This is a genomic window from Paenibacillus sp. sgz302191 (assembly GCF_057749925.1).
The window spans coordinates 87,568-103,493 of record NZ_JBYLHY010000027.1 but is presented as its reverse complement, the minus strand read 5'-3'; the positions used below and the strand labels follow the sequence as shown (position 1 = coordinate 103,493).

Genomic DNA, 15,926 nt, shown 5'->3' with positions numbered 1-15,926 from the left:
AATGCTTATTACTAAAGGCTTAAAGACAGGGAGGAACATGTAATGACTGAGCATCCGATACAAGGTCTGATGAAAGTGGCGATGGAAAATATTAAGGAAATGGTAGATGTCAATACTATAGTCGGCGATCCGGTAGAGACGCCTGACGGTAGTGTCATCATGCCGATTTCCAAAGTAGGCTTCGGCTTTGCCGCGGGCGGCAGCGAGTTCATGACCGATTCCGAAATCGAAATCGAAGGCGGCATGGGCAGAACTGAGGCGCTGAGCGCTAAAGTCGCTCTTCCTTTCGGCGGCGGCAGCGGCGGCGGCGTCTCGATCACTCCGATCGCGTTCCTCGTCGTCGGCAAAACCGGCGTGAAGATCGTACCGCTCGACAATCAGACGCATATTTTGGAGCGCCTGATCGATTCCGCCCCGCAAGTGGTGGACAAAATCCAGGCGATGCTCAAAGGAATGGGCACGCGAAGCACTTATTCCACGACCGGAACGGCGGAAGCAAAAAACGCTGCGAACGAAGATCATCAAAATTTTATCGTGTAGAGCAAGCGATATAAAAGCCGAAGAGACCGCCTGGGGCAAGCAAATTTGCTGCTTGGGACGGTCTCTTTTTTTGCTGGCGGCGCCGGGGCCGTTGCGCAGGAGGGAGGGTGAGGCATCACCGGAGCTGCTGCGTAGGATGGAAAAGCATCGCTAGAGTCGCTGCCGGGGGAAAAGCTCCGCTAGAGCCGCTGCGCAGGACGGAGAGGCATCGCTGGAACCGCTGCGCAGGATGGGAAAAGCAGCGCTAGAGCCGCTGTGCATGGTGGAGAGGCAAGCGCTAGAGGCGCTAGTATAGGGTGGGGTTGTTGAGGCCGGTGGCTGGCAAGCTGTTGCCGGCAATGTGTGCAGGCTTCAGGTCAGTGGCTTTATGCCTGGCCTGACAGGCAGCGTGATCTGCCATGCGCGGAAAGCCAGCAGTTTTGCAGGCTGCCGGGGGCAACCACGCGCCAGAATTTCGTACCGCGCGCAGCTCCCGGCGTGCGGTGCTGCGCTGCATGACGACGGCGGTCGGTCGCCGGTCGCACAATCTGCCTGGTTGCGCGTAGAAAACCTGCAAAAGTGCAGTTTTTGCTCGATGGATGCGCTGCCCACGACAAATTCCTGCAATTGTGCAGGCTTTTTGCCGCGAATATGGGCTCAGACTCATTTTCGGGGAAAATTCCTGCACAATCGCAGGCTTTTCGCCAAAACGAGGTACTTTCAAGGAAAAAGCCTGCACTTTTGCAGGTTTTTGGACTGTTAGCCAAGTAGGGGGGCTCGCAATGTTGTCAGGTTAAGCAGCTATAGCCCCCGTCGCTTGTGGGGATGTCTCTCGGGAGGCGCACCAAAACAGGTATTCGTCGTCTCCCAATTGGCGTACCAAACGAGTATTCGCTGTTTCCCCATTGGGTGCATCAATGAGGTATTCGCAATCTCCCATCGAGCACATGTAACCGGGATCACCATCTCCCCAACTGGCACACCAAGCAAGTATTCGTCACTCTCCATTGAGTCGCACCTAGTCGGTAATCGCCGTCTTCCCATTTAACGCATCTAACCGCTATCCGCCGCTTCACTAATTGGAGCACTTAACCGGTAACCGCCCTTTCCTAATAGGCGCACCTAACCGGTATCGCCATCTTCCCATTGGGCGCATCTAACCGGTATCGCCGTCTCCCGAAGGGGGCACCCGGCCGGGAGCATATCGCCTGCGCGAGGCGAATCGATGCGCCGCGGACCCGGTTTTCGCATTCTTTTCGGCAGAGCGAAACCGGCTTTTGCATATCCGTTCGCCTGCCGCATATACTTGTACAAAGTTTTGGCACGGACAACTTGCAGCCGTCCGCTTTGATTGTATGTACAAGCTACAAGCTCTTCCAGGGTAGGAGGATAAGGATGAAAACGAATTGGATGAAAACCGTGCTGTGGCCGGCGATTGTGGCGATGCTTCTGCTGCCGGTGGGCACCGCTCAGGCCGCTCCGCCGCCCCAGATCGATACGAATGCGGTCGGCGCATCCCTTATCGATGTGGAATCCGGACGGATTTTGTACAGCGAAAAGGGAGACGTTCCGATGCGCATAGCCAGCCTGACGAAAATTATGACCGCCATTGTAGCCATTGAAAACGGCAAGCTGTCCGATAAGGTCAAAGTCAGCAAAAACGCTTTCGGCAAGGAAGGTTCGTCGATCTACTTGAAGCTGGGCGAAGAAATGAGCCTGCACAATATGCTCTACGGACTGATGCTGCGGTCCGGCAACGATGCGGCCACGGCGATCGCCGAGCATATAGGGGGCAGCGTCGAAGGCTTCGTCTACATGATGAATGAAAAAGCGAGAATGCTCGGGATGGATCACTCGAATTTCACGAATCCTTCCGGTCTGGATGAGGGGGAAGGACACCGCTCCAGCGCCAACGATATGGCCAAGCTGACGGCTTATGCGCTGAAAAATCCGATTTTCCAGGAAATCGTAAGCACCAAGATGAAAAAAGTTCCGAACCCGAGCGAGAGCTGGGATTACACCTGGCTCAACAAAAACAAAATGCTGAGCATGTTCGAAGGCGCAGACGGCGTAAAAACCGGCTATACCAAGCTCGCCAAACGCTGTCTCGTAAGTTCGGCGTCCCGCGGCGGCCAGCAGCTTGCCGTCGTCACGCTTAACGATCCGAACGATTGGGCGGATCATGCAAGGCTGCTGCAGTACGGATTTCAATATTATCCGCTGCAGCAGCTGGCTTTGAAAGGCGAAGGCATCGAGGGGACGCCTTGGGTCGTCGGCAGGACGACGTCTTATCCTTTGGCGGACGGCGAAAGCGGGACGATCAGCAAAAAACTGGAGCTGGTCGATCCGGCCAGCACGGCATACCGTCTTGGTGATAGAGGCGTGCTCAAACTGTATTTGAACGAGCGGCCGATCACCGCGATCCCGCTGTACGACAAGGGAAGTCCGCGTCTGAAGGAACAGGACCAGTCGGCCTTCAGCTTCAAGCAGGGGCCCGTCTACAAAGAAACGCTCATTTCGCGCTATGAATTTATTTGCAAATTGCTGATTCAAAAGCTGTTCTCAATTTCCGAATCCGCTTCGGACGATTAGGGGGAAAGCGCCGTGGTGAACTGGATCTGGTTGTTTTTTATCGTTGTCGGATTTGTGGTCGCCGCTGTGAACGGCAATGTGGAAGCCGTCACGCAGGCTGCGTTCGACGGGGCCAAAAGCGGGGTCACCGTATGCTTCGGGCTGATCAGCATTCTCGTCTTCTGGCTCGGCATGATGCGGATCGCCGAAGACGCCGGCATTCTCGGCAAGCTGGCCGTGCTGCTGCGTCCGCTCGTCCGCTTCCTGTTTCCCGGCGTACCGAAAAATCACCCGGCGATCGGCTATATTATGTCCAATATGAGCGCGAACATTTTGGGGCTCGGCAATGCGGCGACACCGATGGGCATCAAGGCGATGCAGGAGCTGCAGAAGCTGAACCCGCATAAAGATACGGCGAGCCCGGCCATGTGCACGCTGCTCGCGCTCAACACGTCGAGCATTACGTTAATTCCGACGACTTTAATTGCCATTCGCATGAATTACAATTCGGTGAATCCCGCTGAAATCGTCGGAACGACGTTGATCGCCACGGCGATTTCCACGGCGGCCGCTATCCTTGTCGACCGCTGGTACCGCAGATCGGCTACGCCTCTGCCTCCGTCCAAATAAGCGCCGAAAGGATGATTTGCCATGTACGCCATCGTATCCGTTATTTCCGCATGGGCCATCCCCGTCATGATTGTATTTATTCCGCTGTACGCGGCGTACCGCAAAGTTCCGGTCTACGAATCGTTTGTCGATGGAGCCAAGGACGGCTTCGACACCGCGATCAAAATTATTCCGCACCTCGTGGGCATGATGGTAGCCATCTCCGTATTTCGGGCGTCCGGCGCGATGGATATGCTTATTTCCTGGACGCGGCCGTTTTTCGAAAGCATCGGCATCCCGACCGAAGTTTTGCCGCTGGCCATCCTGCGTCCGATAACGGGGGCAGGATCGCTTGCTTTTACAACGGACTTGATCGAGCAGTTCGGACCGGATTCGATGATCGGGCGGATCGCCTCGACGGTCCAGGGCAGCACCGATACGACACTGTACGTCATCACCGTCTACTTCGGCGCGATCGGTATCCGCAAAGCCGGCTACGCGCTCAAAGTCGGGCTTATTTCCGACCTGGTCGGCTTCGCCGCCTCCATTTTTATTTGCTATCTTGTGTTCGCTTGACCGCTGCGCTCTTGTGATTTGCTTCATAAATCGTTATCATTAGCTTGAGGTGAAAGCGGACAATGGAACGACTGCAAAAAGTATTGGCAGAAGCGGGTATCGCTTCCCGCAGAAAGTGTGAGGACATCATCACGGCGGGAAGAGTGCAAGTGAATGGAGAGGTGGTCACGACGCTCGGCGTGAAGGTGGACCCCAAGCAGGACGAGATTAAAGTGGACGGGCGGACGATTAACCAACAGAAAAAACTGTATCTGCTTTTAAATAAACCGAAGGGTGTCATCACAAGCGCTACCGATCCCGGCGGCCGCAAAGTCGTTACGGACTTCCTGCCCGGCATCAAAGAGCGCGTATACCCGGTCGGTCGGCTCGATTACGATACGGAAGGGCTGCTGCTGCTGACGAACGACGGGGAGTTTGCGCATTTGCTGACGCACCCGAAACATCACGTGCCGAGAACGTACCAGGCAACGGTCAAAGGAGTGCCGCACGGCTCGCTGCTGGACAAGCTGAGAAACGGCGTGCAGCTTGAAGACGGCATGACGTCTCCGGCCGAAGTCGAATATGCCGACGTCAATCCCGAGAGAAATGAGACGGTCGTCGAAATTACGATTTACGAAGGCAGAAACCGTCAGGTGCGCCGGATGTTCGATTCCATTTCGTTTCCGGTGATCAAGCTGAGACGCATCAAATTCGGCCCGCTCTTTTTAACGGGAGTGCCCCGCGGCAAGTACCGCCATTTGACGCCGAACGAGATCAAGGAACTCGTGGATGCCGCAAACCAGACACATAATATTCAAAAAGGCCAATAGGATTTGGTCTTCTTTTCGTTATAATTGAACATAGGTACGTCTGTAAAATGGCTAAAAATGTGAACAAAAGGTGATGATGGCGTGGGAGCAAATAAAAAATGGGTACAGATCGCGATATTCGCTGTCGTGCTTATTATTGGCGTGTTTACCATTATTACGAATTTGTCAGCTACGGAAAACAAGAAATACCCGCAGGAAGGAGACAAAGCGCTCGATTTCTCGCTGGTCGGGCTGGACGGCATCACGCACAAATTGTCGGACTACAAAGGGAAACCGGTGCTGATCAACTTCTGGGGCACCTTCTGCCCGCCATGTAAAGAGGAGATGCCGGCGCTGCAGAAGCAGTATGAAAAATGGAGCCAGCAGGGCGTCGTATTCCTGGAAGTTAACGTGGACAAAAACAAGGTGACGGTACAAAGCTTTATGGATCAGTACAAGCTGAGCCTGCCTGTCCTGCTCGACGCGCAGGAAGAAGTCCGCAAAATGTACGGGGTTATGGACTACCCGACTACCTTTTTCATAGGTGCGGACGGCAAAGTCGCCGTGAAAAGAATCGGTCAAATGAACGAATCGTACATTGACCAGACGATAGCCTCGATTGCCGGCAAAAAAGAATAGAGGCCGAAGCTCAGGCTGAGTTAACTAAGCAAGTTTTCCTCGCAGAAAACTTCGAGGAGGTTCATCATGTTTACCAACACCAAATGCGAGTGCGGCCATCAGAACCATATCGGCACGACGCTTTGCGAATCCTGCGGCAAGCCTCTGGAAGACGATGACGGCAGCGGCGTTCTGGAAATGCGTTACGACGGGATGGCCCGCCGCTCGCAAAAAGCAAACCCTTCCGCGCTCGACCGGGTTTGGAACTTTTTTTCCTCGGTTAAAATTGCGGTGTACATCATTATCGCCACCTTGCTCGCTTCCGCCGTCGGCACGATCTATCCGCAGGAAAACACGTTTCTCGATATGGATCCGGCGCAATATTACGCGCAAAATTACGGGACGCTAGGCACGATCTATTACAAGCTAGGGCTGTCGCACACATTCAACTCGTGGTGGTTCATCACCCTGCTGTTTATGATCGGCACCTCGCTGGTCGTGTGCAGCCTGGATCGCGTGCTCCCGCTCTACAAAGCGTTATCAAAGCAGCAAATCCGCAAACACATCAGCTTTTTGACGAGGCAAAAGGTGACCTATACGGCAGAGCTGCCGCCCGGAACCGATCCGGCCGAATGGACAAGCCAAATCGGCGCTCTGCTTCGCAAACGCAATTACCGCATACATAAGGAAGCGGACGGGTCCGCGCTGCTTGCCGAGAAGTACCGGTTCAGCCGGTGGGGGCCTTATATTAACCATATCGGTCTGATCATTTTTTTGCTCGGCGTCTTGATGAGAAGCATTCCGGGCTGGCACATGGATCAGTATATGGGAATTATGGAAGGCGAAACCAAGCGCATCCCGAACACTTCTTTTTACTTGAAAAATGAAAAGTTTACGCTTGCATTTTATGATGAAAGCGCTCTGCCGAAGAGCATTAAGGACAAGGGGCAGGTCGTGCCCAAAACGTACGAAACGCAGGCGGTGCTTTATCACTGCACGGCCGATTGCGGCAACCCGGCGAAAGAGCCTGTGCTCGTAGAAGTCCAAAGGTCGAACATTTTGGTGAACGAGCCTATGGATTATAAAGGGCTTAAGGCGTACCAGTTCGATTATAAGCAGACGCTTATGCTGATTTCCGTGAAACCGAACCTGAGTAATCCGCAGACCGGCGAAGTGTACGGGACGATCGATCTTCCGATGAACAATCCGAAGGACGAATACCAGGCCGGACCTTACAAGCTGAAGCTGAAAGGCTATTTCCCGGAATTCGGCATCGATGAAAAAGGCCAGCCGATCAGCAAATCGAACGAACCGAAAGCGCCTGCGTTCATATTCAGCATCACGGGGCCCGGTCTTGCCGAAGGGGGAGAGCCCTACATGTACTTCCCGCGGCAGGTTGATAAAGAAGCGTTCAGCCAGGATGCGATTAACGGCGCAATCAGCAAGAAGCTGAACTTGTCCGTCAAATCTATGGATGGCGTGCAATTCGCGGAATACACCTCGTATTTGAATATCCGGGTCGATAAAGCGATGCCCTACATTTGGGTCGGGGCGGCGATTTTTATGATCGGCGTCATTATGGGCTTTTACTGGCAGCATCGGCGGGTATGGCTGCGCATCGATAACGGCCGGCTTACGCTGGGCGCGCACACGAACAAAAACTGGTTCGGCTTGCGCAACGAAGTGGCTGCCGCACTCAGCAAAAACAACATTCCTGTCTTGCCTAAAACATTGGAAAGGGGAGAGAAGCAAGAGTGAATGTAAGCTCGGTCAGCAGCACGTTTTTATTCATCGCTTTTTTCGTATATATAGCGGCTTTTCTGCTTTTTGTCCTTTCGATCACCGGAAAAACGTGGAGCAACAGGAACCCGGAAGAGCATACGAAGCGGTGGGGCTTCGCCGCATTCGTCGTTTCCGTTGCCGGATTCGTCTGTCAGGCGACTTTCTTCTTTACGAGATGGTATGAGGGAGGCCATATTCCGACCTCCAACATGTACGAATTCATGACTTTTTTGGGCATGATGATCATGTTGGCCTTCCTGATCGTATATTTGATATACCGCACACCGGTGCTTGGCGTGTTTGCGCTGCCGATCGGCTTTATCATGATCGCTTATGCATCCGTATTTCCCAGCGAAGTGCAGCCGCTCATTCCGGCGCTGCAAAGCTATTGGCTGAAAATACACGTGACGACTGCGGCGGCAGGCGAAGCTTTCTTCGCGGTAGGCTTTGCCGGCGGCTTGATGTATTTGCTCCGCACGGTCAACTACAAGGGAACTTCGGCGGGTGAAAAGCGGGAGCAGCGCGGCGTTGAATTCACCTTGTTTTTTATCCTTATACTCATTGCTTTTATCGGTTCCATATTTTCTTTCAATGCAGCAGGATATAAAGCGGTGTTCACCAAAGAAGTTACGGCAACGGACGTTTCCGGCGCTTCCGTGACGAACGCCCAGAGCGAAACGTACGTGCTGCCGCCTATCGTTAAGCCGCACGGCACGGCGGTAGCCGAAATGACGCCGTTCCTCGGCATGCAGCAGCCGCTTTTCGAAGCTCCTTCATGGATGGAGGGGGCCAGTGCGGGACGGAAATTGAACACGGTCATTTGGTCGGTTTTGCTCGGATTGGTGCTTTACGGTCTGGCCCGTCTTGTGACGCGGAAGCCGCTCGGAGCGGCAATAAGTCCGATTCTTAACAGCATGGATCCCGAGGACCTCGATGAAATCAGCTACAGGGCCATCGCGATCGGGTACCCGGTGTTCACGCTCGGAGCGCTTATTTTTGCGATGATCTGGGCGCAGGAAGCATGGGGCCGATTTTGGGGCTGGGACCCGAAAGAAGTATGGGCTTTAATCACATGGCTGTTCTATGCCGTTGTTTTGCACCTGCGGCTGTCGCGCGGCTGGCAGGGCAAACGGTCGGCGTGGCTGTGCGTCATCGGTTTTTTGGTCGTGATGTTTACTTTGGTCGGAGTGAATCTGGTCATTGCCGGTCTCCACTCGTACGCCGGGGTTTAAAAGACAACTTAATTGGAAATGGATGTGAGACTGGTGGAAATAAAAGCTAGCATATTGGTTGTTGACGATGAAGAACGCATTCGCAGACTGCTGCGGATGTATTTGGAAAAGGAAGGCTACTTGATCGAGGAAGCCGAAGACGGCGAGACGGCGCTGCGCATGGCGGTCGACTCCGATTTCGACTTGATATTGCTCGACGTCATGCTGCCTGGAATCGACGGAATTGAAGTTTGCGCCAGACTGCGCCAGGTGAAATCCACACCGGTCATTATGCTGACGGCCAAAGGCGAAGAGACGAACCGCGTAAGCGGCTTTGAGGTGGGTGCCGACGATTACGTGGTCAAGCCGTTCAGTCCGCGAGAGGTCATCTACCGGGTCAAGGCGATTTTGCGCCGTTCGTCGGCGACCGCTTATTTGTCCAAAGATGCCGGTTCCAGCAATAACATCGTATTCCCGAATCTGGTCATCGAACACGATGCGCATCGCGTGTCGGCAGGCGGGCAGGAAGTCGCTCTGACGCCGAAAGAATACGAGCTGCTGCATTATTTGGCGGTATCGCCGGATAAAGTGTTTTCGCGCGAAGAGCTGCTCAAGGACGTTTGGAATTACGAATTTTTTGGCGATTTGCGCACAGTGGACACTCACGTCAAACGTCTGCGCGAAAAACTGAACAAAGTTTCCACTGATGCGGCGGCGATGATTACGACCGTATGGGGAGTAGGGTATAAGTTAGAGGTGCCTAAATAACGTGTTTATTTTCAGAAGCGTCGTAGGAAAATTATGGTTGACGATTATTGGCCTGGTTGCGGTTGTACTGCTCATACTGGGCTTTTTTCTTGTCAATTATATGCAAAATTATTTTGCGCAGGCGAACGACCAGAGAGCCAATATGGAAAAGCTGGCCGAGCAGTTTTCCAATGAAGCTTCGCGGCATTTGTATGACGAGCAGTTTTATAAGCTGAGCAATGAATTGCTCAGTTTTCAGGATGCGAGGATGCTCGTCGTTTCCAGGGAGTTGAAAGAAACCCCTATGCCGGAAGTGGAAGGAAGCAAGCTTGCCGACTTTCACACCGCGGATTTTTTCTCCGTGAGCGAGCTCGAACAAGTGCTGGCGGGCCAAGTGCTGAACAAGCAGATCGGCAAGGACGGCGGCGGGAAATTATTTTCCGGGGCCGAATATTTGGCGGTAGCCGTCCCGCTGCGCAACACGCAGTCCAGCATCGTCGGGGCCACGGTGCTGTATCAATCTTTGCAGTCGTTTGAAGCTACGCAGCAGTACATGCTGAAGCTGTTCATCTACGTGTCGATCGTAGGGTTTCTGATGACGACGTTTTTCGCCTTTTTCCTGTTTTCGCGAATTACGCGTCCCCTGCAGCAGCTGAAAAAAGCGGCCGATTTAATTACGTTGGGCGAATACGGCACGCGCGTTCCGATTATGAGCAAGGACGAGATCGGAGAGCTTGCCAAGACGTTCAACCATATGGGCACGAAGCTGCGGGAGAGCATCGAGGCGCTCAGCGAGGAAAAAGAACATTTGTCCAGTGTCTTGAGAAGTATGACCGATGCCGTCATTACGCTCGATGCGGACGGTTCGGTCATTTTGACGAATCCGAAGGGCGGGAAGATCGTTCAGGAATGGAACTTGATCGAGTGGTCCGAGGAGGACAGGAAGCGTCCGCCGAAGCAGGACACCGCGCTGGGCGATTGGGGGCTGACCAGCTTCAGCTTTCCTTCCGAAGAGCCGATACCTGTCCCGCTCATTCCGCTCTTTGAAGCCGTCGTCGCCGAGTCGTCGGAAGCGTCGTCCAAGCTTTACGTGCAAAGCGGCGTATGGTCGGTGGCGATGACGCCGCTGTATTCGCGCGACCAGGTGCGCGGCGCGGTAGCCGTGCTGCGCGACGTCACGGAGGAGGAGCGCCTCGACAAGCTGCGCAAAGACTTCGTCGCGAACGTGTCGCACGAGCTGCGCACGCCGCTGTCGATGCTGCAGGGCTACAGCGAGGCGCTGCTCGACGACATCGCGGGCACGCCCGAGGAGCGCAAAGAGCTGGCGCAGGTCATCCACGACGAGTCGCTCCGCATGGGGCGTCTCGTGCGCGACCTGCTCGATCTGGCGAGGATGGAGGCCGGCCATCTCGAGCTTTACTTCAGGGAGGTCGAAGTCGACTCCCTGGTGCGCCGCATGCACCGCAAATTCGCGGTGCTGGCCAAAGAGCGCGGCATCGCGCTGAGCGCCGAGCTGCCGGAGCAGCCCCTCATCCTCGCCAGCGCGGATGAGGACAGGCTCGAGCAGGTGCTGACGAACCTGCTCGACAATGCGTTCCGGCATACCGCCGGCGGGGCGCGTATTGCCGTGAAGGCTGAGCCGGCGGTCTATAAGGACCAGCCGGCGATCCGCATCGAAGTCAGCGATGCGGGAAAGGGCATCCCGGCCGACGACCTGCCGTACATTTTCGAGCGCTTTTACAAGGCCGACAAAGCGCGTACGCGCGGCTCCTCCGGCGGCACAGGCCTCGGACTCGCCATCGTGAAAAACATAGTCGACGCGCACCACGGCAGCGTATCCGTGCAAAGCACGTTAGGGCAGGGCACGACGTTCACCATTTTGCTGCCGTGCAACCCGAGGTAAAGAGAGCCTGTCCGACGGAGTTACTTTTGTGCATGCCGGGGAATATGACTGCATACATTGCCGCTTACGCAGCATAATTACTGTCATTTTGCATTCATATACCTTCAACGTGGTTCATCGGACAGACTCCTAAGAGCCTGTCCCGATACCGGATACGAAAGCTCTCATGCTTCGTGCCACACCTAAGCGACTATTCGACACTAAAAAGGCGTTTGCTGAAGTTCTTCCAGCAAACGCCTCTTTTTTTGTAGAATATTCAAAATTAATCTTGTTGTTCGTGAAACAATGCGGTTATTTTCAATTAGGAGTCTGTCCGACGGAGTTACTTTTGTGCATACCCACTGAATAATGACTGCATATCTTGCCGCTCACGCTCCATAATTACTGTCATTTTATATATATACCTTCTACGTGGTTCATCGGACAGACTCCTAGATCGCAAGCGCGCGGACGTTTACGATTTCGGCTTGCTTGCCGAGCTCTTCCAATACTTCGGCTGGAGCCGGCTTGTCGATGGTCAACACCATGATCGCGGAGCCGCCGATCACTTTACGGCCCACTTGCATGGTCGCAATGTTCACGTCGTTGCTGCCGAGAAGCGTACCGACGCGGCCGATAATGCCCGGCTTATCGTTGTGCGAAATGAGCAGCAGGTTGCCTTCCGCGGAAAAGTCGACCGGATACTGATCGATGCGGACGATCCGTTCCCCGAAGCCCGCCAGCAGCGTGCCTGCCAACGTTTTTTCTTCCTGCTTCGTTTTTACGGTTACGGTAACGAGGTTCGTAAAGCTGCTCGAAGCGTTCGATTGCTGGACGATGATATTGACGCCGCGCGTTTTGGCCATATGCATGGCGTTAACGATGTTGATCGATTCGAGCTGTTTTTCAAACAAGCCTTTTACGATATAACGGGTAAGCGGGCTCGTATCGACATCGGTCAAATCGCCTGCGTAGTTCACGATAATTTCGTTTACCGCGCCATGAGTAACTTGTCCGAGAATGCTGCCGATTTTTTCGCCGAGATTAAAGTACGGCTGCAGCTTGTTGAGCACGTTGGCAGGAACGGGAGGCATGTTCACCGCGTTTTTAAACGGCTCGTCGCGCAAAATGTGCAGCACTTCTTCGGATACGTCGATCGCTACATTCTCTTGAGCTTCAACAGTGGAAGCGCCGAGATGCGGCGTTACGATAATTTTAGGATTGTTCAGGAACGGATGATCCTTTTGCGGAGGTTCCACTTCGAATACGTCGAAAGCGGCTCCGGCTACGATGCCTTGATCGATCGCTTCGACCAGTGCCAATTCGTCAATGATACCGCCGCGCGCGCAGTTGATGATGCGAACGCCTTTTTTCATCAGCTCGAATTGCGGTTTGCCGATCAAGTGGCGGGTCTCGGGCGTCAATGGCGTATGAACGGTAATGAAATCGGCCTGAGCGGCAATTTCATTGACAGTGCCCAGCTTGACTCCCAGTTTCTCGGCGCGCTCTTCGGTCAGGAACGGATCGTAGCCGATGACTTCCATGCCGAATACTTTTGCACGTTTGGCTACCTCACTGCCGATGCGGCCCATGCCGAGAATACCGAGCGTTTTGCCGCGCAGCTCGACGCCGATAAATTTGCGGTCCCACTCGCCGCCGACAGTTTTTTTGTACGCTTGCGGAATGGAGCGGGCAACCGACATCATCATGGCGAAAGTCAGCTCGCAAGTAGCAATCGTGTTGCCGTCCGGAGCGTTAATGACGACGATCCCGCGTTTGGTGGCGGCTTCCAGGTCAATGTTGTCGACACCGACGCCGGCGCGGCCGATTACTTTCAGCTTGGGAGCCGCGTTCATAATTTTTTCGGTAACTTTCGTCTGGCTGCGTACAAGCAGTGCATCGTACTCGCCGATAATGGCGACGAGCTCGTCCTCGGACAGTCCCGGTTGTTTGACAACCTCAACGTCGCTTGCATCATAAAGCATCTGAATACCCATGTCGCTGATCGGATCTGATACTAACACTTTGAACATAATTGTTTCCTCCTCCAAATTTTTCGCATAAAAAAACTCCCAGCCCTTCGGTACAGACAAATATATCTGTATCCAGAAGGGACGAGAGCTAGCTTTCGTGGTACCACCCTAATTCGCTGGCCGCTTGCACGGACAGCCTCACTGGTCTTGCGACCTGGAACTGTAACGGGTTCCCATTCCGATTGCATCTACTGGGTTTTCAATGCAACAACTCTGGAGTGCTCCGCAACATGTTCACTGCCGATTCGCACCTGCCATCGGCTCTCTGAAAGCTACTACTGTTTGCTTGGCTCCGTCAACGCTTCACTGCGATATAAAATTTTCATTAGAGTAACATGCGGCTCAAGGGAGTGTCAATAGGTGTCGATTCAAATTTCACATGTACGCCATATAATGCTCGTTTGTTTCAAAAACTATCGCTTTCGATCTCATTCTATATTAAAAACAGGACAAAAAGCAAGGTATTTTGCTTGATCTTGCGTACAAATTTCGCTATTCTTCATAAAGAAACAAATATTACCGATATGCATGCTGAAAGGAAGGATACACGTGGAGATTGCAAGCATTCATCCGGCGAAGTTTCTTGAGCTGCTTGACAGCGGCAAGCTGAAGGAAAGCTTGGTCGTCGATGTGAGAGAACCTCACGAATGGGAGTATTACCATTTGGATGACGCGGTTCTTATTCCTATGCGGGATATTCCCGGGCGTCTGGGCGAGCTGCCCGGCGATCAGGACGTTTACGTCGTATGCGCGCATGGCGTGCGAAGTTATCATGTATGCGGATTTTTGGCCGAAAACGGATACGGCCGCGTCATCAACGTTGAAGGCGGTATGGCGGCCGTCGGCGAGCTTCGCGGCTTTCAATACGACTAAAAAACCGGGCCTGCTGGCCCGGTTCGGAATCGGTCAATTCGCGTCGAAAAAGAAGGGGAGCTGAGGGAGCGGCTCGTTGTTGTACCATTTGGCCTTTCCTTTTACGAAATCCCCGGAGCGCACGGCGTTCGTGCTGAGCAGCAGATCCATCGTCTGGTTCACATCGGCGGTGTTCAATTTTTTAGCTTGTCCGGAAGCGATGAAATCGTCGATGCGAATCGTCAAATCCTGCGGATAGAACGGCGTGAACGATTTGTTGTTCAGCAGCTTGGCCGTGATGTAAAGGTTTTTCACGTTGACGTTCATTTGCCGCCATTGATCGAGATTGGCATTTTTGTTCGAATCGAAAGGCTCCAGCTCCGAATTGATCGTCTCGTTCCAAGCCACGATGGAAGCGAAATAATTTTTTTGGGCGGTGAGCGCCTGCGTGATCGCCTCCAGGTAGTAGGGATCTTTTTTAATGGCGTCGATCAGCTCTGCGCCGTGCATTCCGTTGGCTTTGGATTGATAGTTTTTGAGCGTATCCGAGAACAGCTTCAAGCTTTTCAAGTATCCCTCGTGCGACTGCTGCAGCAGCGGTGAGGAAGCCGGCATGCTTTTGCCTTGCAGGGCGTTGTATTTTTCGTCGGCTAGCTTGGATAGCTCTTTCATGACTGCGGAGGAATCGACCGTCGAGCTGCCGAGCTCGATTTGATTGAGCTGTTCGAACCATTTGTTCTGAAATTCCCTAAACGGCAAAAAGATGGTATGGTAATAGGAAACCAGTACTTGCTGGTCGTACGCTCCGGGTTCCTGGACCGCTTCATTGCCGTGCAATATTTTTTCATACTTTTGGTCTGATTTTTGCTGGCCGACCTTGAGGCCGTAAAAAAAAGCGCCCATAATGCATACGAGCATAAAGATGAACATCAGTGCAAATAAATAATCTGTGCGGGTCAGGCGCTTATCCATAATCAGGCTCCTTATTCTCTCTTTTTCTTTTAACTCAGTATAGGAGAAATATGTGGAAAAGGGAATATGCGAGGGAAAGAGGCAGCTTCATGAAAAAATTCGATTTTAAAAATATCCGCTTCGGCAAAGTTGATTTACACGAGTTAAATGACCGGACGCTGCTGCTCAATCTGTACATAACCCAGCTTCTAACTATTATTATCGGATTGATCATTATATTTTTTCAGAGCAATCATCAATTCTTTTCCATGTTTCATTTTCAATCCGGCTGGGCCATTCCGCTTTGGGGCGTTTTGTTCGCTCTGGCGGTGCTCGGCGGCGACCTGCTCATATCCAGATGGGTTCCCAAGGAAGTGACCGACGACGGCGGAATTAACCAGATGCTTTTCGGCAATCGGCCGCTTTGGCATATCGCACTCATTTCGATCATTGTCGCAATTTGCGAGGAAATATTGTTCCGCGGAGCGATTCAATACGCCTGGGGACCATATTGGACAAGCATTTTGTTCGCCGCCATCCATATCCGTTACTTGCAGCACTGGCTGATGACGGGGATGGTGTTCAGCATCAGCTACGGGCTGGGCTGGATTTATGAGCAGACGGGCAGCTTATGGACGCCGATTATCGCACATTTCGTCATTGATTTCGTGATGGGCTGCATACTGCGATACAGCAAGGAGGATGACGAGAGCGAATGAACGCCCGCAATCGAACCCCGATGCCGGCAGCTGACGCTGACCGCGCACAGGAAGACGATGATACATAC

General features: G+C 53.2%; 15 protein-coding genes and 1 other annotated feature. Of the genes, 12 read left to right on the top strand and 3 right to left on the bottom strand.

The features are described from left to right. The first annotated feature begins 42 nt into the window (after positions 1-42). Positions 43-540, top strand: coding sequence for a GerW family sporulation protein (gene ytfJ / locus AC3G2T_RS29650; RefSeq protein WP_474681462.1), 498 nt, complete (start codon positions 43-45; stop codon positions 538-540). A 286-nt stretch (positions 541-826) separates the two neighbouring features. Here the strand turns inward: ytfJ and AC3G2T_RS29645 are convergent, their stop codons facing one another. Then, positions 827-1,243, bottom strand: a complete 417-nt coding sequence (locus AC3G2T_RS29645; protein ID WP_488437800.1) for a hypothetical protein — start codon at positions 1,241-1,243, stop codon at positions 827-829. Positions 1,244-1,914: 671 nt separating this feature from the next. Between AC3G2T_RS29645 and AC3G2T_RS29640 the strand changes: the two genes are divergently transcribed. The 9 genes from AC3G2T_RS29640 to AC3G2T_RS29600 all read left to right on the top strand — a co-directional run bounded on the left by AC3G2T_RS29640 (position 1,915) and on the right by AC3G2T_RS29600 (position 11,324). After that, on the top strand, positions 1,915-3,111 hold the full coding sequence (locus AC3G2T_RS29640; RefSeq protein ID WP_488437799.1) for a D-alanyl-D-alanine carboxypeptidase family protein: 1,197 nt from the start codon (positions 1,915-1,917) through the stop codon (positions 3,109-3,111). Positions 3,112-3,123: 12 nt separating this feature from the next. Beyond that, positions 3,124-3,720 (top strand): nucleoside recognition domain-containing protein, encoded by a 597-nt coding sequence (locus AC3G2T_RS29635; RefSeq protein WP_474681459.1) that lies wholly within the window; start codon positions 3,124-3,126, stop codon positions 3,718-3,720. A gap of 21 nt (positions 3,721-3,741) precedes the next feature. Then, a complete protein-coding gene (locus AC3G2T_RS29630) occupies positions 3,742-4,275 on the top strand; it encodes a spore maturation protein (protein ID WP_474681458.1) in 534 nt (177 codons plus the stop codon). Positions 4,276-4,337: 62 nt separating this feature from the next. Continuing rightward, positions 4,338-5,084, top strand: a complete 747-nt coding sequence (locus AC3G2T_RS29625; protein WP_474681457.1) for a pseudouridine synthase — start codon at positions 4,338-4,340, stop codon at positions 5,082-5,084. Between the two features lie 81 nt (positions 5,085-5,165). Next, complete coding sequence (locus tag AC3G2T_RS29620) at positions 5,166-5,702, top strand: redoxin domain-containing protein (protein WP_474681456.1); 537 nt, start codon at positions 5,166-5,168, stop codon at positions 5,700-5,702. Positions 5,703-5,768: 66 nt separating this feature from the next. Beyond that, on the top strand, positions 5,769-7,439 hold the full coding sequence (gene resB, locus AC3G2T_RS29615) for a cytochrome c biogenesis protein ResB (RefSeq protein WP_488437798.1): 1,671 nt from the start codon (positions 5,769-5,771) through the stop codon (positions 7,437-7,439). Then, the gene (gene ccsA, locus AC3G2T_RS29610; RefSeq protein WP_474681454.1) at positions 7,436-8,695 is read left to right on the top strand and encodes a cytochrome c biogenesis protein CcsA; all 1,260 of its coding nucleotides are present in this window, start codon (positions 7,436-7,438) and stop codon (positions 8,693-8,695) included. Before resB ends, ccsA begins: the two co-directional genes overlap by 4 nt. 33 nt (positions 8,696-8,728) lie before the next feature. Continuing rightward, positions 8,729-9,442, top strand: a complete 714-nt coding sequence (locus AC3G2T_RS29605; RefSeq protein ID WP_488437797.1) for a response regulator transcription factor — start codon at positions 8,729-8,731, stop codon at positions 9,440-9,442. A gap of 1 nt (position 9,443) precedes the next feature. Then, positions 9,444-11,324 (top strand): ATP-binding protein, encoded by a 1,881-nt coding sequence (locus AC3G2T_RS29600; protein WP_488437796.1) that lies wholly within the window; start codon positions 9,444-9,446, stop codon positions 11,322-11,324. A gap of 431 nt (positions 11,325-11,755) precedes the next feature. Here AC3G2T_RS29600 and serA read toward each other — a convergent pair whose 3' ends face one another. Further along, a complete protein-coding gene (gene serA, locus AC3G2T_RS29595) occupies positions 11,756-13,336 on the bottom strand; it encodes a phosphoglycerate dehydrogenase (RefSeq protein ID WP_474681451.1) in 1,581 nt (526 codons plus the stop codon). 74 nt (positions 13,337-13,410) lie between these two features. Continuing rightward, positions 13,411-13,644: a binding site (T-box leader), on the bottom strand. Between the two features lie 241 nt (positions 13,645-13,885). Here serA and AC3G2T_RS29590 point away from each other — a divergent pair. After that, positions 13,886-14,209 carry a rhodanese-like domain-containing protein gene (locus AC3G2T_RS29590; protein WP_474681450.1) on the top strand — a complete coding sequence of 108 codons (324 nt, stop codon included), beginning with the start codon at positions 13,886-13,888 and terminating at the stop codon, positions 14,207-14,209. A gap of 33 nt (positions 14,210-14,242) precedes the next feature. Here the strand turns inward: AC3G2T_RS29590 and AC3G2T_RS29585 are convergent, their stop codons facing one another. Then, positions 14,243-15,160, bottom strand: coding sequence for a hypothetical protein (locus tag AC3G2T_RS29585; protein ID WP_488437795.1), 918 nt, complete (start codon positions 15,158-15,160; stop codon positions 14,243-14,245). An 89-nt stretch (positions 15,161-15,249) separates the two neighbouring features. Here AC3G2T_RS29585 and AC3G2T_RS29580 point away from each other — a divergent pair, with 89 nt between their 5' ends. Then, positions 15,250-15,858, top strand: a complete 609-nt coding sequence (locus tag AC3G2T_RS29580; protein WP_474681448.1) for a CPBP family intramembrane glutamic endopeptidase — start codon at positions 15,250-15,252, stop codon at positions 15,856-15,858. Positions 15,859-15,926 lie beyond the last annotated feature (68 nt).